Source organism: Streptomyces sp. NPDC015139, from assembly GCF_043079785.1.
Classification (GTDB): domain Bacteria; phylum Actinomycetota; class Actinomycetes; order Streptomycetales; family Streptomycetaceae; genus Streptomyces; species Streptomyces albidocamelliae.
Genome location: NZ_JBIBUW010000004.1, coordinates 133,076 through 152,132, shown reverse-complemented (window position 1 = coordinate 152,132; position 19,057 = coordinate 133,076). Strand labels below are relative to the sequence as shown.

The window sequence follows — 19,057 nt, the reverse complement described above, 5'->3', positions numbered from 1 at the left end:
GCGCCCTTTCGGCGTCGTGGAGGTGCCTAGCCGTCCCGGCGGTGCCGTCCGGCGGTGCTCTCGCCGCCCTCGGCGGCCAGCGCGGCCTTGCGCTCCTCCTCGGCCTTCTCCTCCGCCTCCATCTCCGCGAACACGTCGATGGGCGCGGGCGCCTTGGCGAGGAAGACCCAGGTGAGCCAGACCGCCAGCAGGAACGGCGGGATCTTCAGGGCGACCAGGACCCAGCCGAGCTTGGTGGTGTCGGACCACCAGTACAGCGGGAAGAGGATCGCGCACTTGGCCAGCAGGATCAGGCCCCAGGCCCAACTGGCCTTCGCGTAGGCCTTCTTGCGACCCGGATTGCGCGTGCGCCAGGAGAGGTTCTCCTTGAAGACCGGGCCGAGGATGAGGCCGATCAGGGGCACCCCGGCGAGGGTCGTGACGATGTACGCCAGCGCCAGGCCCAGCGTGTAGAGCATGCCGGGGAGGTAGAAGTCCTTGGCGTTGCCCGTGAACATCGCGAACACGACGCCGAAGGCCACGCCGAACACACCGCTGAAGGCGTGCTTGACGGTGTCCTTCATGGCCAGTCGGACCACGACCAGGATCAGCGAGACGGCCAGGGCGGCGATCGCCGCGAGGTGCAGGTTCTTGTCGACGGTGAAGATCGCGACGAAGAGCAGGCCCGGCAGGACCGTCTCGACCATGCCGCGAACCCCGCCGAACGCCTCGAACAGCGCGGCCTCGGTCACCGCGCGGGCATCGGCCGGCGGGCTCTGGCCGGTGTCTTCGGTCGGCTTGTCGAGGGACGTCACCGGCTACTCCCGTCCGAGGGGTCGCAGTTCGTACTTCGGGTTGAAGAGCACCCGGCGGCCGCGGCTCATGGAGATCCGGCCCGATGCGATCAGCTTGCGCCCCGGTTCGATACCGACGATGGAGCGTCTGCCGAGCCACACCACGTCCAGCGCGGCGGAGCCGTCGAACAGTTCCGCCTCCAGGGCCGGGACTCCGGCGCGTGGCCGCAGGGTGACCGTGCGCAAGGTACCAGTTACCGTGACGATCTGCCGGTCACGGCAGTCACCGATCTTGGTACAGCCGGCGGTCTCGGCGTCCTCGCGCAGCTCCTCGGACTCCAGGTCCTCCTGCGACGAGGAGAGCCGGTCGAGCATGCGCCGGAACCGGCCCGCCGGCTTTTCGGATCGAGGAACAGCACTCATACCTGAAGCGTACCGGGGCACACCGAGACCGCCGTAGCCCAGCTCACTTCTCGAACCGGTACCCCATCCCCGGTTCCGTGATGAAGTGCTCGGGGTGGGAGGGGTCCGTCTCCAGTTTGCGTCGCAGCTGGGCCATGTAGACGCGCAGGTAGTTGGTCTCCGTCCCGTAGGAGGGGCCCCACACCTCCTGGAGCAGCTGCTTCTGGCTGACCAGTCGGCCGGTGTTGCGGACCAGCACCTCCAGCAGGTGCCACTCGGTCGGGGTGAGGCGGACGTCCTTGCCGCCGCGGTTGACCTTCTTCGCAGCCAGGTCGACGGTGAACTCCGCGGTCTCCACGGCCGTCAGGTCCTCCTCGCCGGGTCCGACCGGCTCGGCCCGTCGGACGGCGGCCCGCAGCCGGGCCAGCAGTTCGTCCATGCCGAAGGGCTTGGTGACGTAGTCGTCCGCGCCCGCGTCCAGCGCCTGCACCTTCTCGTCGGAGGAGTGCCGGGCGGACAGCACGAGGATCGGCACGCGGGTCCAGCCGCGCAGGCCCCTGATCACCTCGACACCGTCCATGTCGGGCAGTCCGAGGTCGAGGACGACCACGTCGGGGTGGCGGGAGGCGGCGAGTTCGAGGGCGGTCCTGCCGTCGGGGGCCGCGTCGACCTCGTACTTGCGCGCCTTCAGGTTGATCACGAGGGCGCGCACGATCTGCGGCTCGTCGTCGACCACGAGCACCCGGGTCATCGAATCTGCCTTTCCGGTTCGGTGAGGTGCCCCCCGGTGGGGAGTCGCTCGGGACGCGATCCTGCCGCGCGCAGGCTCAGCACCATGGTGAGCCCGCCGCCCGGCGTGTCCTCGGCGTTCAGGGTGCCGCCCATGGCCTCCGCGAAACCGCGGGCCACGGCGAGGCCGAGTCCGACCCCGGCGCCGCGCGGAGCGTCACCGTACCGCTGGAAGGGTTCGAAGATGCGGTCCTTGGCCTCGTCCGGGACGCCGGGGCCGCGGTCGACCACGCGCACCTCCACCCGGTCGGCCATGGCGCTGGCGGACACCAGGACGCGGCGCCCGCGCGGGCTGTACTTGACGGCGTTCTCCACGAGGTTGGCCACCGACCGCTCCAGCAGCCCCGGGTCGACGGCGACCATGGGCAGCGTCTCGGGCACCTCAAGGCCGACGCTGTCCTCGGGGACGCCGCCGAGCGCCATCGGGACCACCTCGTCGACGTCGATCTCGCGGATGAGCGGGGTGACGGTGCCGGTCTGGAGGCGGGACATGTCGAGGAGGTTGCCGACGAGGTGGTCGAGGCGGTCGGCGCCCTCCTCGATGCCCTCCAGCAGCTCCGCCTGGTCCTCCTCGGACCAGGCCACGTCGTCGGAGCGCAGGGAGGAGACGGCGGCCTTGATGCCGGCCAGGGGCGTGCGCAGGTCGTGGCTGACGGCGGCCAGCAGGGCGGTGCGGATGCGGTTGCCCTCGGCGAGCGTACGGGCCTGGTCGGCCTCCTCCTGCAGGCGCCTGCGGTCGAGGGCGACGGCGGCCTGGGCGGCGAAGGCGGCGAGCACCCGCCGGTCCTCCGCGGGCAGCACCCGGCCGGTGAGCGCGAGGGCCATGTGGTCGCCGACGGGCATGTCCACGTCGGCGTCCTCGGGGCGCTCCAGCGCCGGGCCGAATCCGGCCCGTCCGGCGCAGGTCCACGGCTCGACGTCGCCGGCCCGTTCCAGCAGGGCGGCCGACTCCATGCCGAAGGTCTCCCGGACCCGCTCCAGCAGTTCCTCCAGGCTGGTCTCGCCGCGCAGCACGTTGCCGGCGAGGAAGGAGAGGATCTCGGACTCGGCGCGCAGCCGGGCGGCCTGGTGGGTGCGGCGGGCCGCGAGGTCCACCACCGAGGCGACGGACATGCCGACGCCGAAGAAGATCGCGATGGCGACGATGTTCTTGGGGTCGGCGATGGTCAGCCGGTGCAGGGGCGGGGTGTAGAAGTAGTTCAGCAGCAGCGAGCCGAACGCGGCGGAGACGAGGGCCGGCAGCAGGCCGCCGAGGAGGGCCGCGGCGACCGTGACGGCCAGGAACAGCAGCATGTCGTTGGCGAGGCCGAGGTCGACGGTGTTCAGCAGCACCGCGAGGACGGCCGGTCCGGCGAGGCCCACCGCCCAGCCCCAGATGATGCGGGCCCGGCCGAGGCGCGCGCCCCGGGCGACGGGCAGTCCGCGGCCCTTGGCGACCTCCTCGTGGGTGACGATGTGGACGTCGAGGTCGGGTCCGGACTCGCGGGCGACCGTGGCGCCGACGCCGGGCCCGAAGACGTACTGCCAGGCCTTGCGGCGCGAGGAGCCCAGCACGATCTGGGTGGCGTTGACGCCCCGGGCGAAGTCCAGCAGGGCGGCCGGTATGTCGTCGCCGACGACGTGGTGGAAGGTGCCGCCGAGGTCCTCCACGAGGGTGCGCTGGACGGCCAGCTCCTTCGGGGAGGCCGAGGTGAGGCCGTCGCTGCGGGCTATGTAGACGGCGAGGACCTCGCCGCCGGCGCCCTTCTCGGCGAGCCGGGCGGCGCGGCGGATGAGCGTGCGCCCCTCGGGTCCGCCGGTGAGCCCGACGACGATCCGCTCGCGGGAGCCCCAGATCCTGGAGACCCGGTGCTCGCTGCGGTACTCGTTCAGGTACTCGTCGACCCGGTCGGCGACCCACAGCAGGGCCAGCTCCCGCAGGGCGGTGAGGTTGCCGGGCCGGAAGTAGTTGGACAGGGCCGCGTCGACCTTGTCGGGCTGGTAGATGTTGCCGTGCGCCATACGGCGGCGCAGGGCCTGCGGGGACATGTCGACCAGCTCGATCTGGTCGGCCCGCCGCACCACCTCGTCGGGTACGGTCTCGCGCTGCCGCACCCCGGTGATGGACTCGACGACGTCGCCGAGTGACTCCAGGTGCTGGATGTTGACGGTGGAGACGACGTCGATGCCGGCGGCGAGCAGTTCCTGCACGTCCTGCCAGCGCTTGGCGTTGCGGGAGCCGGGGATGTTGGTGTGGGCGAGTTCGTCGACCAGCGCCACGGCGGGGGCCCGGCGCAGTACGGCGTCGACGTCCATCTCGCCGAAGGTGCCGCCCCGGTACTCCAGCTGTGCGCGCGGCACCTGCTCCAGGCCGTGCAGCATCACCTCGGTGCGCGGCCGGCCGTGGTGCTCGACGAACGCGACGACGCAGTCGGTGCCCCGCTCGGTACGGCGGTGCGCCTCGGAGAGCATGGCGTAGGTCTTGCCGACGCCGGGTGCCGCCCCGAGGTAGATCCGTAGCTTGCCGCGTGCCATGGCCCCATTGTCTTCCGCCGACTCCTGCGTGCGCAGCGTCGACCCTACGGCCAGCAATCACGACAAAAAGGGCAGGTGCGGGGGCCGCGGGCAACATTGACGCATCTCTGATGAGTCCCTGGCGGCCGTCGGGGTTCAGTGCCCGGCGATCTCGCCGTCGTGCAGCTCCAGCACCCGGTCGGCGAGGTCCAGGAGGGTCGCGTCGTGGGTGGCGACCAGGGCGGTGACCTGCTCGCTGTGGACGACGGCCCGCAGCAGCTCCATCACGGCGTGCCCGGTCTCGGCGTCGAGCTGCCCGGTCGGTTCGTCGGCGATCAGCAGGGCCGGGCGGTTGGCGAGGGCGCGGGCGATGGCGACCCGCTGCTGCTGGCCGCCGGACAGCTCGCCGGGCCGCTGGGTCGCGTGGCCGGCGAGACCGACGAGGGAGAGCAGCAGTTCGACGCGCTCCTCGCGCTCGCGCGGCTCGGCCCGGCGCAGCCGCAGCGGTACGCCGACGTTCTCGGCCGCGGTGAGGATCGGGATGAGTCCGAAGGACTGGAAGACGAACCCGATCCGGTGCCGGCGCAGCCGCAGCAGCTCGTGCTCGCCCAGCTCGCCCAGCTGCCGCCCGTCGACCTCGACCCGCCCCCGGTCGGGGGTGTCGAGTCCGCCGACGATGTTGAGGAGGGTGGTCTTGCCGGAGCCGGAGCGGCCCTTGACGGCGACCAGCTCGCCGCGGGGCACCTCGAAGGAGACGCCGCGCAGGGCGTGGACGGCGGCGGCGCCCCGCCCGTACGACCGGTGGACGTTCTCGACGCGCACCATGGTCTCGGTGAGCACCCGGCTCATGTGGCCTCCCCCGCCGCCCCTCGTGGACCGGGCGCCAGTATCGCCGCGGGCGCCCGGCGGATCAACGGTTCGGACAGGGGGCTCGGACAGGGGGCAGTCTCGGTTCCCGGGTGCCGTGAAGCCTTGACCCGTCGAGAGGTCACGCAGGTGAAAGGGCCACACCCGCCTCGGGGTACGGCCCTTCGATCGTCGTGCCTGTCAGCGGACCTCGGTGATCTCCGGTCCGCGCTGCAGCTGGCCCATGCCGCCGGAGAAGCGCGAGCCCTCCTCCTGCTGGACACCCTCCGGAACCATCTGGGCGTCGTTCGGCAGCTTCAGGACGATCGGGTCGCGGGGCGCCATCGGGCCCTCGCCGCGGACCACGACCGTGTCCCGGAAGATCTGCTCCAGCAGCCCGGCGGCCTGCGGCTGCACCGCGCCCTGCCCGGAGATCACGCCGCGCAGGAACCAGCGCGGGCCGTCCACGCCGACGAAGCGCACGACCTGGAAGCCGCCCGTGCCGTCCGGCAGCTGTACCGGCACCTGGGCGCGCAGCTCCCAGCCCAGCGGACCCTCGACCTCGTCGATGATGCCGCCCTGCTGGGTGATCCCGGAGCCGATCTCCTCGCGGACCTCGCCCCAGATGCCCTCGCGCTTGGGCGCGGCGAACGCCTGGAGCTGGACGGCGCTGTCGCGCAGGACCACGGTCGCGGCGACGATCGCGTCCCCGGCGACCTCCACCCGGAGTTCCATGCCGTCGACGCCCGGGATGAACAGCCCGCCGAGGTCCACACGGCCCTCGCTCGGGTCGCGCACCTCGCTGCTGTCCCACGGCCCGTCGGGCCGGGGCTCCGGCTCCAGCCGGACGCGCTCGCGCTCGGCCTCTTCCTCGTCCGCCTCGGTGTCGACGCTGTCGACGACCTGCTCGGCCTCGCCGGCCGCGTCCTCGGCGGCACCCTTCTTGTTGCGACGTCCGAACACGTCACTGTCCTTCCCGGTCGGATACGACCGAAGCGTATCGATTCCCACCCGTCGAACCGCCTTCGGCGGCCCGACCGCTTGTGCCGCTGTCGTCGCCCACCGCGGCATGGCCACCGGTGGACCCGAAGCCCCCTTCGGCCCGCGCGGAGCCGGGAAGTTCCGCCACCTCCTGGAAGCGGACCCTCTCGACCTGCTGGACGACCAGTTGGGCGATCCGGTCGAAGCGCTCGAACCGCACGGACTCGCGCGGGTCGAGATTCACCACGATCACCTTGATCTCCCCACGGTACCCGGCGTCAACCGTCCCCGGGGCATTCACGAGGGCGACACCGCAGCGGGCGGCGAGACCGGAACGCGGGTGCACGAACGCCGCGTACCCCTCGGGGAGGGCGATCGACACACCTGTGGGCAGCACGGCCCGTTCACCGGGTGCGAGCTCGCGGGCCTCGGTGGTCCGCAGATCGGCGCCGGCGTCCCCGGGGTGCTCGTACGCCGGAAGCGGTACGTCCGGATCGACGCGCCGGATCTGCACGGGGAGTTCCCGGCGGGGCTCACGGCTCACGGGTTCACCTCGAAGGCCCGGGCACGCCGGACCTGGTCCGGGTCGCTCATGGCCGCCTGGATCTCCTCCTTGCGGCCGTGGTCGATGAAGTGGTCCACCTTGACCTCGACGAAGAGGGCGTCGGCACGGACCGCGACCGGCCCGTCGGGGCCCCCGAGGCGCCCGGTGGCGGTGGAGTAGATCTTCCGCCCCGCGACGGCGGTGACCTCGGCCTCCAGGTGCAGCGTGGTGCCGACCGGCACGGGCCGCACGAAGTCGGTCTCCAGCCGTCCCGTCACGGCGATCGTCCGCAGCAGCCAGTTCAGCGAACCGAGGGTCTCGTCCAGCGCCGTGGCCAGCACTCCGCCGTGGGCGAGGCCGGGGGCGCCCTGGTGGGCGGACTGGACGACGAACTCGGCGGTCAGCGAGACACCGTCGCCGGCGCGGGCCTCCAGGTGCAGCCCGTGCGGCTGCCCGGGACCACAACCGAAACAGTGTTCGTAGTGGGCGCCGAGGAGTTCCCCGGGCGCGGGCGCGTCGGGGTGCCGTACCGGTTTCACCGCGTCGGCGGGGGGCTGAAGAGCTGCGGAACTACCACTCACAGGCGCAGACCTTACCCGTCCGTCCGGCGCCCGCCACCGCGGTGCCCGGCGGGGCTGCGCGGCAGCCCCGCCCTGGTTCGGGCCCGCACCGCGTCCCGTGCCAAGCTTGGCTCCATGCAGCTCTCCGCCACCCCCTACGAAGAACGCCTCACCGCCCCCCGCTCGTGGTGGCTGATCAGCTTTCTCGTGGGTGTCTCGTTCGCGCTCATCCTGCTGCCCTTCGGCACGCTGCCGCTGCTCGGCGGCCTGGTGGGCGGTACGGCGGCCGCGGCGGTGGTGGCCAGCGCCTACGGCTCCCCGCGCATCCGCGTCGTGGGTGACTCCCTGATCGCGGGGGAGGCGAAGATCCCGGTGTCGGCGCTCGGTTCCTCGGAGGTCCTGGACGCGGAGGAGGCCCGTGCCTGGCGGACGTACAAGGCCGACACCCGCGCCTTCCTGCTGCTGCGGGCCTACATCCCGGGGGCGCTGAAGGTGGAGGTCACCGATCCGGAGGACCCCACGCCGTACCTGTACCTGTCGACGCGGGAGCCGGAGAGGCTGGCCGCCGCGATCGAGGCGGCCCGGACCGCGAACGCCTAGAGCTCCTTCGGCAGCTCGCCGATCCCGAACGGTTCCGCCGGTTCCTCCAGGGGCGGCAGCTCGGTCAGCTCGTCCCACGGGACCTGGATCCTGCGCAGGTCCTTGCGGATCCGTCCCGCGAGTCTTCGGGTGTCCCGCCGGTTCATGACGGCCCCCACCGCGGCTCCGACCAGGAACGGCATCAGGTTGGGCAGATCGCGGACCATGCGCTTCATGATCTGCTGGCGCAGTTCGCGTTTCATGCGGCCGCCCAGGGCCGTGTCGTACGTCGACGGCTTCATCACGTCGATCCCGCGCTCCCCCGACCAGGAGGACAGATACGCGGTGCTGCGGACCTTGAGGTTCCCCGGCGGGCGTACGCCGTAGACCTCGTGGAGTTCCGCGATGAGCTTCAGCTCGATCGCGGCGACCCCGGTGATCTCCGCGGCCAGTTCGGTCGGCATGGCGGGCGGCACCGGCAGCATGGCGGCGGCCCCGATCCCGGCCCCGACCGTCGAGGTCCCGGCCGCGGCGCCCGCCACCAGCCTGTCGGCGATCTCCTCGGGTCCGAGACCCGGGAACTGCCTGCGCAGGGTCGCGAGGTCGCGTACGGGGATCCGCGGGGCGATCTCGATGATCCGGTCCGCGAGGTACCCGAGCCCCGCGCGAGCGCGGCTGCCGCCCTTACGGGCCCCTTCCCGGGCCATGTCCCGGGCTCTGTCGCGCACCGCCGCGGCCCGCCGCCGGGCGACGGGCGCGGGCTGCCGAGCCGGCGCCGACAGGTCTTCCCGGTCGGCCGCCGGTTCGAGCGAGGCTCTCGTATCCCATGAGCCCCGCTCGTCGTCACGCGCGCCGTGCGGGCCGTCGGACGGCCCTTGGTCCGCTTTCCGCAAGGAGAAGCGGCGCTTCCGCGGAGGGGTCGAGCCAGTCACGGCCGACCCGTCCTCAGTCGCAGTCGCGGCAGATCGGCTGGCCGTTCTTCTCGCGGGCCAGCTGGCTGCGGTGGTGCACCAGGAAGCAGCTCATGCAGGTGAACTCGTCCTGCTGCTTGGGCAGCACCCGGACGGCCAGCTCCTCGTTCGAGAGGTCTGCGCCGGGCAGCTCCAGGCCCTCTGCGGCCTCGAACTCGTCGACGTCCACGGCCGAGGTGGACTTGTCGTTCCGCCGGGCCTTCAGCTCTTCCAGGCTGTCCGAGTCGACGTCGTCGTCGGTCTTGCGTGGAGTGTCGTAGTCGGTTGCCATATCGCTCTCCCCCTCTGGGTGTTTGCGGTGTCTCCAGCGCACGTAACGCGTGAGAGGCCGGACTTGTGCCCGACCTGAGGCGGAGATTTTGCCTCACATCAAGGTCTGTTACTCAATCGACATCCAACCCGACCTCCCGAGAGTGATCGGCTTGGTTGGCGGTGAGGACCGTACACGGTTTGAATGTCGCACCTCAAAGGCGCCTCACCGTGTACTTCCCGTGATCAAGAGCCCTGAAAACCAGGACTTTCCCGGCTTTCCACCTTCTGTCATGATCACGGAGAGTACCTGGCTTGAAATCCGCCCATGTGATTGATCACACAAGGGCAACCGCAAACGGCCCCCAGGAAATTCCGCGCAAAGCGAACATCCCCCGCGTGTGTCGGTCGTCGATCACAGCGGCAGGGTGACGCGCATCACCAGGCCGCCGCCCTCCCGGGGTTGTGCGACGACGTGACCGCCGTGCGCGCGGGCCACGGACCGGACGATGGACAGTCCGAGTCCGACCCCCTTGTCGCTGCCCGTGCGCTCCGTACGGAGCCGCCGGAAGGGCTCGAAGAGGTTGTCGACCTCGTACGCCGGCACGACCGGGCCGGTGTTCGAGACGGTGAGCACCGCCTGCCCGTGCTCGACCTCGGTGGTGACCTCGACCCAGCCGTCCTCCGCCACGTTGTAGCGCACCGCGTTCTGCACGAGGTTCAGCGCGATCCGCTCCAGCAGCACGCCGTTGCCCTGCACGACGGCGGGCCTGCGCTCGCCGCGGATCTTCACGCCCTTGCTCTCCGCCTCGCCGTGCACCTGGTCGACGGCCTGCGTGGCGACCTCGGCCAGGTCGACCGGCTTGCGCTCCACGATCTGGTTGTCGCTGCGGGCGAGCAGCAGCAGGCCCTCGACCAGCTGCTCGCTGCGCTCGTTGGTGGCCAGCAGCGTCTTGCCGAGCTGCTGGAGCTCCATCGGCGCGTTCGGGTCCGACAGGTGCACCTCGAGGAGCGTGCGGTTGATCGCGAGCGGGGTGCGCAGCTCGTGGGAGGCGTTGCCGACGAAGCGCTGCTGGGCGGTGAAGGCCCGCTGGAGGCGCTCCAGCATGTCGTCGAAGGTGTCCGCCAGCTCCTTCAGCTCGTCGTCGGGGCCGTCCAGCTCGATACGGCGGGACAGGTCCGAGCCGGCGACCTGGCGGGCGGTGCGGGTGATGCGGCCGAGCGGGGACAGCACCCGGCCCGCCATCGCGTAACCGAACGCGAAGGCGATGACCGCGAGGCCCAGAAGGGCCAGCAGCGAGCGGCTGAGCAGGTCGTCCAGGGCCGCCTGACGCTGCTGGTCCATGCAGTGGGCGATGGCGTCCTTGAAGTCCGACAGCGGCAGCTTGGTGGTGTTGATCGCGGGGCAGCTGTCGGACGAGATCTTCAGTTCCTGGAAGCTGACGATCTTGAACAGCGGCTGGTTGCCGGTGTTGATCGCCTGTGCGGCGAGCAGGTAGATGATCGACAGCAGCAGGATGCCGGCGATCAGGAACATGCCGCCGTACAGCAGCGTGAGCCGTATGCGGATGGTCGGGCGCAGCCAGGGGAAGGGAGGCTGCGGCCTCCTGGGGTCCCAGGTGGGCTTCGGCGGCGCCTGCGGGGGCGCGGGGGTGGCGGCCACGGCCGGTCAGATCCGGTAGCCGGAGCCGGGGACCGTGACGATCACGGGCGGCTCACCGAGCTTGCGGCGCAGGGTCATGACCGTCACGCGCACCACGTTGGTGAAGGGGTCGGTGTTCTCGTCCCACGCCTTCTCCAGCAGCTGCTCGGCGGAGACGACCGCGCCCTCGCTGCGCATCAGCACCTCCAGGACCGCGAACTCCTTGGGCGCGAGCTGGACCTCCTTGCCGTCGCGGAAGACCTCGCGGCGGTTGGGGTCGAGCTTGATGCCGGCCCGCTCCAGGACGGGCGGCAGCGGGACGCTCGTACGGCGGCCGAGGGCGCGCACGCGCGCGATCAGCTCGCTGAACGCGAAGGGCTTGGGCAGGTAGTCGTCGGCGCCGATCTCCAGGCCCTCGACGCGGTCGCTGACGTCGCCGGAGGCGGTGAGCATGAGCACGCGCGTGGGCATGCCCAGCTCGACGATCTTGCGGCAGACGTCGTCGCCGTGCACGAGCGGGAGGTCGCGGTCGAGGACGACCACGTCGTAGTCGTTGACGCCGATGCGCTCCAGGGCGGCCGCACCGTCGTACACGACGTCGACGGCCATGGCCTCCCGGCGCAGCCCGGTGGCCACGGCATCGGCGAGCAGCTGCTCGTCCTCGACGACGAGTACGCGCACGTCGCTTGTCCTTCCTGTGTCCACCCGCGCGACGCGATGTGGGCGCGTGCGGGCAGGGGTGTTCGTGGGATGTGACCTCCATCCTGCCCTTTTCGGCCATAAGTCGGCTGTAAGGCGGGGTCCGGGCCGGAGGATCCGTGCGGTGGCCCGGGAATACGAGATTTTCTCCTCCGGTTCAGGTTTCCAGGGAAGGGAGCGGGGGGAGGACGGCTTTACACCCCGCGATCACGCTCTGCATGTGCCGCAGCACCATGCGGTACCCCCCGATCCGCTTGCGCAGAGTGGGCGCGGGTGTCCGGCACCGTAGCCGCCCGGCAGGGCTGCGCCGGGCACCTGCGGGAACGTGATCGCCCCTTCTTGACGGCACACCCCCGTGCCACCTACCCACGACCCTGGACGAGGGGGCGCAGCATGGACGCTTTCACCGCAGGACTTCTGCAGCGCATAAGGGCGACCGAGACCGACCTGACGCGGGCTCGTGACGAGGGCGACGACTTCCTCGTCGAGGTGGAGCAGGCAGAGCTCGACGACCTGCGCCGCCTCGCCGCCGAGCACGGTGTGGAGGTCGGCGCGACACGCGTCTGATCGGCACGAGAGCGCGAGAGGGGACCCCGGCGAATCCAGCGCCGGGGTCCCTTCGCGTGCGCGGTGCCGGTCAGTCGTGCCAGGCCCCGAAGTCCTCCAGCAGCCGCTGCAGGGGCTCGAAGACGCCGGGCGCACCCGCGACGGTGAGCTCCCGCGAGGGGCGCTCTCCGGGCCGTCCGCCGGTCAGCGCGCCCGCCTCCCGGGCGATCAGGTCGCCCGCCGCGTGGTCCCACGCGTTGAGTCCCCGCTCGTAGTACCCGTCCAGCCGGCCGCAGGCCACGTCGCACAGGTCGACCGCGGCCGAGCCGCTGCGCCGGATGTCCCGCAGCAGCGGGATCAGCCTGGCGGCCACCTCGGCCTGGTGGGCGCGGACCTCGGTGACGTAGTTGAAGCCGGTGGAGACCAGGGCCTGCTCCAGCGGGGGCGCGGGCCGGCAGGCGAGCGCCCGCTCGCCCTCCCACGCGCCCGTGGCCCACGCGCCGCCACCGCGTACGGCGTGGTACGTCTCGCCGCGCATCGGCGCCGCGACGACGCCGGCCACGGTCTCGCCGTCGTGCTCGGCCGCCACCGACACCGCCCAGGTGGGCAGTCCGTAGAGGTAGTTCACGGTGCCGTCGAGCGGGTCGATCACCCAGCGGACGCCGCTCGTGCCCTCGACGGAGGCACCCTCCTCGCCGAGGAAGCCGTCGTCGGGGCGGTGGCCCGAGATGAGATCGGTGATCAGCTTCTCGGCAGCGATGTCCATCTCGGTGACCACGTCGATCGGGCTGGACTTGGTCCGCGCCACGGCCAGGTCGGCCGGGCGGCCGTCCCGCAGCAGCTCGCCGGCGCGGCGGGCGGCCTCCTGGGCCAGGTCGAGCAGTTCCCGGTGCAGGGCGTCGGTCACGGGGTTCCTCACGCGTAGGGGCTGTCGGCGCCCGCGGCGGCCGGGCGGGGGGCGCGGGCCGGGCAGCAGCCGACCGGGCAGACGTCGTGGCTCGGGCCGAGGGGGCCGAGGGCGCAGGGGGTGACCCGCTGCCCGCGCTCCACGGTGGCGCGCTCCACGACGAGCTCGCGGACCGCGGCGGCGAACCGCGGGTCGGCGCCCACGGTGGCCGAGCGGCGCACCGGCAGGCCCAGCTCCCCGGCCCTGGCCGTGGCCTCGGTGTCGAGGTCGTAGAGGACCTCCATGTGGTCGGAGACGAAGCCGATGGGGGCCATGACGACGGCCGGGACGCCGGCGCCGTGCAGCTCCTCCAGGTGGTCGACGATGTCCGGCTCCAGCCACGGGATGTGCGGGGCGCCCGAGCGGGACTGGTAGACGAGCCGCCAGGGGTGGTCGGCACCGGTGCGCTCGCGGACGGCGTCGGCGATCAGCTGGGCCACGTCCAGGTGCTGCTCGACGTACGCCCCGCCCTCGCCGTGCGCCTCGACCGGGCCGGAGGTGTCGGCGGCGGCGGTCGGGATGGAGTGGGTGGTGAAGGCGATGTGGGCGCCGGCCCGGACGTCCTCGGGGAGGTCGGCGAGGGAGCGCAGCACCCCGTCGGTCATCGGCTCGACGAAGCCCGGGTGGTTGAAGTAGTGCCGGAGCTTGTCGACCCTCGGCGGCTCCACTCCCTCGGCCTCCAGGGCGGCCAGGGCGTCGGCGAGGTTCTCGCGGTACTGGCGGCAGCCCGAGTAGGAGGCGTAGGCACTGGTGGCGAGGACCAGAACGCGCCGGCGGCCGTCGGCCGCCATCTCGCGCAGGGTGTCCGTCAGATACGGCGCCCAGTTGCGGTTGCCCCAGTAGACCGGCAGGTCCAGGCCGTGCTCGGCGAAGTCCTTGCGCAGGGCGTCCAGCAGGGCGCGGTTCTGGTCGTTGATGGGGCTGACCCCGCCGAACAGGAAGTAGTGCTGACCGACTTCCTTCAGGCGTTCCTTCGGGATGCCGCGCCCGCGGGTGACGTTCTCCAGGAACGGGACCACGTCGTCCGGGCCTTCGGGACCGCCGAAGGAGAGCAGGAGCAGGGCGTCGTACGGAGTGGCATCGAGCACGTCTGGCATGTCTTGATCCTCCCACCCCGTGCTGACGGGCGGGCAACAGCAGGGTGAAGAGTCGAGTTCCATACGGTTTAGTACGGTTTTTCCTGCCGTATTTTCGGGTGCGCTTAGGGTGTCCTTACTCGTAAGCTGTATCAGCCGCATTCGCGCCTTACGACCCGTTCCGGAGACCTCGTGCCCAGCCCCTACAGAGCCCTGTTCGACGCGCCGGGCACCAAGGCCTTCTCCGCCGCGGGCTTCCTCGGCCGGATGCCGCTGTCGATGATGGGCATCGGCGTGGTCACGATGGTCTCCCGGCTCACCGGTCGGTACGGCCTCGCGGGGGCGCTGTCGGCCACCATCGCGCTGTCCGCGGCGGCGGTCGGACCGCAGATCTCCCGGCTGGTGGACCGGCACGGGCAGCGCCGGGTCCTGCGTCCCGCGACCCTGGTGGCCCTCGCCGCGGCGGCCGGCCTGCTGCTCGCGGCGCACTACCGGTGGCCCGACTGGGTGCTGTTCGTCTGCGCGGCCGGGATCGGCTCGGTGCCGAGCCTGGGCGCGATGATCCGGGCGCGCTGGGCGGCGCTGTACCGGGGCACGCCGAAGCTGCACACCGCGTACTCGTTCGAGTCGGTCGTCGACGAGGTCTGCTTCATCTTCGGCCCGATCATCTCCATCGGACTGTCGACGGCGTGGTTCCCTGAGGCGGGCCCCCTGCTGGCCGGGTGCTTCCTGGCGGCCGGCGTCCTCTGGCTCACCTCCCAGCGGGCGACCGAACCCGAGCCGCATCCGCGCGAGCACCACGGCGGCGGCAGCGCCCTGCGCGCGCCGGGACTTCAGGTCCTGGTGGCCACGTTCGTGGCGACGGGCGCGATCTTCGGATCGGTGGACGTGGTCACCGTCGCCTTCGCCGACGAGCGCGGCCACCAGGGCGCCGCGAGCCTGGTCCTCGCGCTGTACGCGGCCGGTTCCTGCCTGGCGGGAGTCGTCTTCGGACTGCTGCGCTTCGCCGGGGCGCCGGAACGTCGCTGGCTGCTGGGCGTGGCGGCGATGTCCGTGAGTATGATCCCCCTCCTACTGGTCGGAAACCTGCCGCTTCTGGCCGTGGCGCTGTTCGTTTCGGGGCTGTCCATCGCACCGACGATGATCACGACGATGTCCCTCATCGAAGAGCACGTACCTCGCGCGAAGCTCACCGAGGGCATGACCTGGGTGAGCACCGGCCTCGCGGTCGGCGTCGCGCTCGGCTCCTCCGCGGCCGGCTGGGTGATCGACGCAGCCGGGGCGCGCGCCGGGTACGGGGTTCCGGTCGCGTCCGGGGCCGCCGCGATCGCGGTCGGTTTCCTCGGGTACCGCCGGCTGCGCAGGCCGGCCGCGGGTCGGGGAGGCACCGTTGAGCAGCACAGCGAGCGGGAAGAACGGCACCTGGCGTAACTGGGGCGGGAACGTCTCCGCCCGGCCCGCCCGGCAGGTCGCGCCGGCCTCCGTGGAGGAACTGGCCGCCGCGGTGCGCCGGGCCGCCGAGGACGGCCTGAAGGTGAAGGCCGTCGGCACCGGGCACTCCTTCACCTCCATCGCCGCGACCGACGGCGTGCTGATCCGCCCTCAACTGCTGACCGGCATCCGCGGCATCGACCGCGCGTCGATGACGGTCACGGTGGAGGCGGGCACCCCGCTGAAGAGGCTCAACACGGCCCTCGCGCGCGAGGGCCTGTCGCTCACCAACATGGGCGACATCATGGAGCAGACCGTCTCCGGCGCCACCAGCACCGGCACCCACGGCACGGGCCGCGAGTCCGCCTCCATCGCCGCCCAGATCAAAGGGCTCGAACTCGTCACGGCGGACGGCTCGGTGCTCACCTGCTCCGAGAAGGAGAACCCGGAGGTGTTCGCCGCCGCCCGAATAGGCCTCGGCGCGCTCGGTGTCGTCACCGCGATCACCTTCGCCGTCGAGCCCCTGTTCCTGCTCACCGCGCGCGAGGAACCGATGCCCTTCGAGCGGGTCCTCGCCGAGTTCGATCAACTGTGGGCCGAGAACGAGCACTTCGAGTTCTACTGGTTCCCGCACACCGGCAGCACCAACACCAAGCGCAACAACCGCAGCGCCGGGCCCGAGCAACCCGTGGGCCCGATCGCCGGCTGGTTCGAGGACGAGTTCCTCTCCAACGGCGTCTTCCAGGTGGCCCAGTGGGCGGGGCGGGCCGTCCCCGCCGGCATCCCGGCCATCGCGCGCGTCTCCAGCAGGGCCCTGTCCGCGCGGACGTACACCGACATCCCGTACAAGGTGTTCACCTCGCCGCGCCGGGTGCGTTTCGTGGAGATGGAGTACGCCGTCCCGCGTGAGGCCCTGACGGAGACCCTGCGCGAGCTGAGGACCATGGTCGACCGCTCGGGGCTGCGCGTCAGCTTCCCGGTCGAGGTGCGCACCGCCCCGGCCGACGACATCGCCCTGTCCACCGCCTCCGGCAGGGACAGCGCCTACATCGCCGTGCACATGTTCCGCGGCACGCCGTACCAGGCCTACTTCACCGCCGCGGAGCGCATCTTCACCGCGCACGAGGGCCGGCCGCACTGGGGCAAGGTCCACACGCGGGACGCCGAGTACTTCTCCCGGGTGTACCCGCGTTTCGGTGAATTCACGGAGCTGCGGAACCGGCTGGACCCGGAACGGCTGTTCCAGAACGACTACGTGCGGAGGGTGCTGGGGGCGTAGGCGTCGCGGCGGACCCACTGGGCGCGGGGGACGGCGCGGAGGTGGAGGCATCCCCGCCGGACGGCCCGGCCGTCGAGGCGCTGGGCGCCGGGGCCGGACTCCCGCCGGTGTCCGTGCCGGTGCCGGCGGAGGGCGCCCGCCCGGAGGACGGCGTACCCGAAGGGGCCCCGGCCTCACCGGACTTCGCGGGGGACGACGGCCCGGACCCCCTCGGGACCGGGCTCCGTCCGGTGACGGCGTCGCTGACCGTCGTGCCCCCGCCACCGCCGAAACGGTTGCCCGACACCAGTTCGTAGCTGCTGATGCCCGCCATCGTCACCCCGAACACCACGGCGGCGGCGACCACCGGCCGGCGCCACCCGCGCACCCGGGCGCGGTAGACGGTGCCCTCGGTGAACCCGCCCGGCTCCGGCGGCAGCTGTCCCCTCGGGCGGGGGGCCGTCTTCGCCTCGCGCAGCTGCTCCCCGGTCCGCTTGAAGAAGTGCTGGAAGACGGTGCCGCCGCAGGTGGCGACGACACTGACGACCCCGGCGCCGAGGATCGTGCCGTACACCCCGAAGTACGAGGCCAGTTTGGCCGCCACGACCGCCGCCAGGGCGCTGCCCGCGACCTGGGGGACGCTCAGGTCCATCCGCTTCCGCCCCGTGTCGGGCGTCTCACGCATACCCGGAACTTGCCTTCCCTTCCCGTACATCACCGCTCATGCACGCACACGACGGTGCACTCCCTGTGCTTGCCGACATCGGTCGGCGACTGCACCAGAAAGGGACGTAGGAACGAAACCATTGGTTCCGTTTCCGGGGGTTCCGTGAAGTTCGCCACGTTCATGATCGACAAAACCGGTTGCGGACGGCCAAGTCGCACCCCTTGCCAGAAGTTGGGCGGCGCGCCAATCCACGCACGTGGTCCGAATGGAGTACTGTTGCGAGCCCTGGGTCCGGCCTCCCACCAGGGTGCCCGTGGCCTTGCAGGACCGCCGGGAGGGGGGCTGGTTGCACAGGGTGATGGAGTTGGTCACTTAGCGTTGCGAACAGGTAACCGTGCCATAACGGCGGTCCCGGGCCCGTGCCCGACACGCCGGGCAACTCGGCAAGGTTGTGGCAGGCTGCACCCGGGCAGGCCACACTCGACTAGCGGAAGCAGCGACGCACGTGACGTCGGCAGGCACCACCCGGGAGGTCCCCATGCCCGAACTGCGTGTCGTGGCCGTCTCGAATGACGGCACACGACTGGTGCTGAAGGCTGCCGACTCCACGGAGTACACGCTTCCGATCGACGAGCGGCTGCGTGCCGCCGTCCGTGGCGACCGGCCCCGCCTCGGCCAGATCGAGATCGAGGTCGAGAGCCATCTCCGGCCCCGTGACATCCAGGCGCGTATACGCGCCGGTGCCACCGCGGAAGAGGTGGCCCAGCTCGCCGGCATTCCCGTCGACCGGGTACGGCGCTTCGAGGGTCCCGTGCTGGCCGAACGCGCCTTCATGGCCGAGCGCGCCCGTAAGACCCCCGTCCGCCGCCCCGGTGAGAACTCCGGCCCGCTGCTCGGCGAGACCGTCCAGGAGCGGCTGTTGCTGCGCGGTGCCGACAAGGACACCGTGCAGTGGGACTCCTGGCGCCGCGACGACGGCACCTGGGAAGTCCTCCTCGTGTACCTGGTCGCGGGCGAACCGCACTCGGCGAGCTGGACGTACGACCCGCCCCGGCGGCTCGTGCAGGCCGTGGACGACGAGGCGCGCTCGCTGATCGGCGAGTCCGACGACCTCGCCGTGCCCGAGCCGAGCTTCCCGTTCGTCCCGCGCATCGCCCGGCTGCCGCGTGAGCGCACCATGGACCGCGCGCTCGACCGTGGCGACCGGGAGCGGCCCAGCCTGCCCGCGCAGCCGTCCGAGCCCGTCGAGGAGACCACGGGCGAACGCGACTCGCTGACCAGCCTGTTGGAGGCCGTGCCGAGCTTCCGCGGCGACCTGGTCGTCCCGGAACGCCCGGCCGACACCGAGGACGAACCCGTCGAGGAACCCGCGGCGGAAGAGCCCCCGGCACCCGCCGCCTCGGCCGGTTCGGCCTACGCGGACGTGCTCATGCCGCGCTCCGTCGGCGGCCACCGCGACCGGCTCATCGGGTCGACCGACCGTCAGGCCGAGGCCGACGGCGTACGCCCCGGCCGCCGCGCGGCCGTCCCGAGCTGGGACGAGATCGTGTTCGGCACACGCCGCAAGAAGCAGGAGTAACCGGCCGCGGACAACACGAGGAGGGG

Annotated in this window: 20 protein-coding genes; 5 read left to right on the top strand and 15 right to left on the bottom strand. The window is 71.8% G+C overall.

Annotated elements, in window-relative coordinates; genetic code table 11:
* Positions 1–26: 26 nt before the first annotated feature.
* From ACF08B_RS13085 to ACF08B_RS13050, 8 genes are all read right to left on the bottom strand, one after another.
* Entirely contained in the window at positions 27–794 is a 768-nt protein-coding gene (locus ACF08B_RS13085; RefSeq protein ID WP_392317395.1) for a DUF3159 domain-containing protein, read from the bottom strand.
* Positions 795–797: 3 nt separating this feature from the next.
* Entirely contained in the window at positions 798–1,196 is a 399-nt protein-coding gene (locus tag ACF08B_RS13080; RefSeq protein ID WP_093474051.1) for an OB-fold nucleic acid binding domain-containing protein, read from the bottom strand.
* A 43-nt stretch (positions 1,197–1,239) separates the two neighbouring features.
* Positions 1,240–1,926, bottom strand: coding sequence for a response regulator (locus tag ACF08B_RS13075; protein WP_073897627.1), 687 nt, complete (start codon positions 1,924–1,926; stop codon positions 1,240–1,242).
* Positions 1,923–4,478 (bottom strand): ATP-binding protein, encoded by a 2,556-nt coding sequence (locus tag ACF08B_RS13070; protein WP_392317394.1) that lies wholly within the window; start codon positions 4,476–4,478, stop codon positions 1,923–1,925. The genes ACF08B_RS13075 and ACF08B_RS13070 overlap by 4 nt, the downstream gene beginning before the upstream one ends.
* A 135-nt stretch (positions 4,479–4,613) precedes the next feature.
* Positions 4,614–5,306, bottom strand: a complete 693-nt coding sequence (locus ACF08B_RS13065; RefSeq protein ID WP_392317393.1) for an ABC transporter ATP-binding protein — start codon at positions 5,304–5,306, stop codon at positions 4,614–4,616.
* A 198-nt stretch (positions 5,307–5,504) separates the two neighbouring features.
* Positions 5,505–6,266, bottom strand: coding sequence for a DUF3710 domain-containing protein (locus tag ACF08B_RS13060; protein WP_093697760.1), 762 nt, complete (start codon positions 6,264–6,266; stop codon positions 5,505–5,507).
* A gap of 1 nt (position 6,267) precedes the next feature.
* A complete protein-coding gene (gene dut, locus ACF08B_RS13055; protein ID WP_073897631.1) occupies positions 6,268–6,828 on the bottom strand; it encodes a dUTP diphosphatase in 561 nt (186 codons plus the stop codon).
* Positions 6,825–7,409, bottom strand: a complete 585-nt coding sequence (locus tag ACF08B_RS13050; RefSeq protein WP_073897632.1) for a PaaI family thioesterase — start codon at positions 7,407–7,409, stop codon at positions 6,825–6,827. Before ACF08B_RS13050 ends, dut begins: the two co-directional genes overlap by 4 nt.
* A 114-nt stretch (positions 7,410–7,523) precedes the next feature.
* Between ACF08B_RS13050 and ACF08B_RS13045 the strand changes: the two genes are divergently transcribed.
* A complete protein-coding gene (locus ACF08B_RS13045) occupies positions 7,524–7,988 on the top strand; it encodes a DUF3093 domain-containing protein (protein ID WP_073897633.1) in 465 nt (154 codons plus the stop codon).
* On the opposite strand, the gene ACF08B_RS13040 is transcribed toward ACF08B_RS13045, so the two are convergent.
* The 4 genes from ACF08B_RS13040 to ACF08B_RS13025 all read right to left on the bottom strand — a co-directional run bounded on the left by ACF08B_RS13040 (position 7,985) and on the right by ACF08B_RS13025 (position 11,510).
* Positions 7,985–8,899, bottom strand: coding sequence for a hypothetical protein (locus tag ACF08B_RS13040; protein ID WP_392317392.1), 915 nt, complete (start codon positions 8,897–8,899; stop codon positions 7,985–7,987). The two genes, ACF08B_RS13045 and ACF08B_RS13040, sit on opposite strands and share 4 nt — an antisense overlap.
* Before the next feature lie 13 nt (positions 8,900–8,912).
* The gene (locus ACF08B_RS13035; RefSeq protein ID WP_005481602.1) at positions 8,913–9,209 is read right to left on the bottom strand and encodes a DUF4193 domain-containing protein; all 297 of its coding nucleotides are present in this window, start codon (positions 9,207–9,209) and stop codon (positions 8,913–8,915) included.
* A gap of 393 nt (positions 9,210–9,602) precedes the next feature.
* Positions 9,603–10,850 carry a sensor histidine kinase gene (locus ACF08B_RS13030; protein ID WP_392317391.1) on the bottom strand — a complete coding sequence of 416 codons (1,248 nt, stop codon included), beginning with the start codon at positions 10,848–10,850 and terminating at the stop codon, positions 9,603–9,605.
* A gap of 6 nt (positions 10,851–10,856) precedes the next feature.
* Positions 10,857–11,510, bottom strand: coding sequence for a response regulator transcription factor (locus tag ACF08B_RS13025; protein ID WP_003993508.1), 654 nt, complete (start codon positions 11,508–11,510; stop codon positions 10,857–10,859).
* Positions 11,511–11,921: 411 nt separating this feature from the next.
* Between ACF08B_RS13025 and ACF08B_RS13020 the strand changes: the two genes are divergently transcribed.
* Positions 11,922–12,095: a hypothetical protein gene (locus tag ACF08B_RS13020; protein ID WP_176985545.1), complete on the top strand. Its 174-nt coding sequence runs from the start codon at positions 11,922–11,924 to the stop codon at positions 12,093–12,095.
* A gap of 70 nt (positions 12,096–12,165) precedes the next feature.
* On the opposite strand, the gene ACF08B_RS13015 is transcribed toward ACF08B_RS13020, so the two are convergent.
* Positions 12,166–12,981, bottom strand: coding sequence for an inositol monophosphatase family protein (locus ACF08B_RS13015; RefSeq protein WP_392317390.1), 816 nt, complete (start codon positions 12,979–12,981; stop codon positions 12,166–12,168).
* A gap of 8 nt (positions 12,982–12,989) precedes the next feature.
* Positions 12,990–14,117, bottom strand: coding sequence for a ferrochelatase (locus tag ACF08B_RS13010; protein ID WP_392317389.1), 1,128 nt, complete (start codon positions 14,115–14,117; stop codon positions 12,990–12,992).
* Positions 14,118–14,288: 171 nt separating this feature from the next.
* Here ACF08B_RS13010 and ACF08B_RS13005 point away from each other — a divergent pair, with 171 nt between their 5' ends.
* Together ACF08B_RS13005 and ACF08B_RS13000 are read left to right on the top strand one after the other, a co-directional pair.
* A complete protein-coding gene (locus ACF08B_RS13005) occupies positions 14,289–15,527 on the top strand; it encodes an MFS transporter (protein WP_392317388.1) in 1,239 nt (412 codons plus the stop codon).
* The gene (locus ACF08B_RS13000; protein WP_392317387.1) at positions 15,487–16,806 is read left to right on the top strand and encodes a D-arabinono-1,4-lactone oxidase; all 1,320 of its coding nucleotides are present in this window, start codon (positions 15,487–15,489) and stop codon (positions 16,804–16,806) included. The genes ACF08B_RS13005 and ACF08B_RS13000 overlap by 41 nt, the downstream gene beginning before the upstream one ends.
* Here the strand turns inward: ACF08B_RS13000 and ACF08B_RS12995 are convergent.
* On the bottom strand, positions 16,730–17,470 hold the full coding sequence (locus ACF08B_RS12995) for a hypothetical protein (RefSeq protein WP_392317386.1): 741 nt from the start codon (positions 17,468–17,470) through the stop codon (positions 16,730–16,732). The two genes, ACF08B_RS13000 and ACF08B_RS12995, sit on opposite strands and share 77 nt — an antisense overlap.
* Before the next feature lie 520 nt (positions 17,471–17,990).
* On the opposite strand from ACF08B_RS12995, the gene sepH reads away from it, so the two are divergent.
* Entirely contained in the window at positions 17,991–19,031 is a 1,041-nt protein-coding gene (gene sepH, locus ACF08B_RS12990; protein ID WP_392317385.1) for a septation protein SepH, read from the top strand.
* Positions 19,032–19,057: the final 26 nt, after the last annotated feature.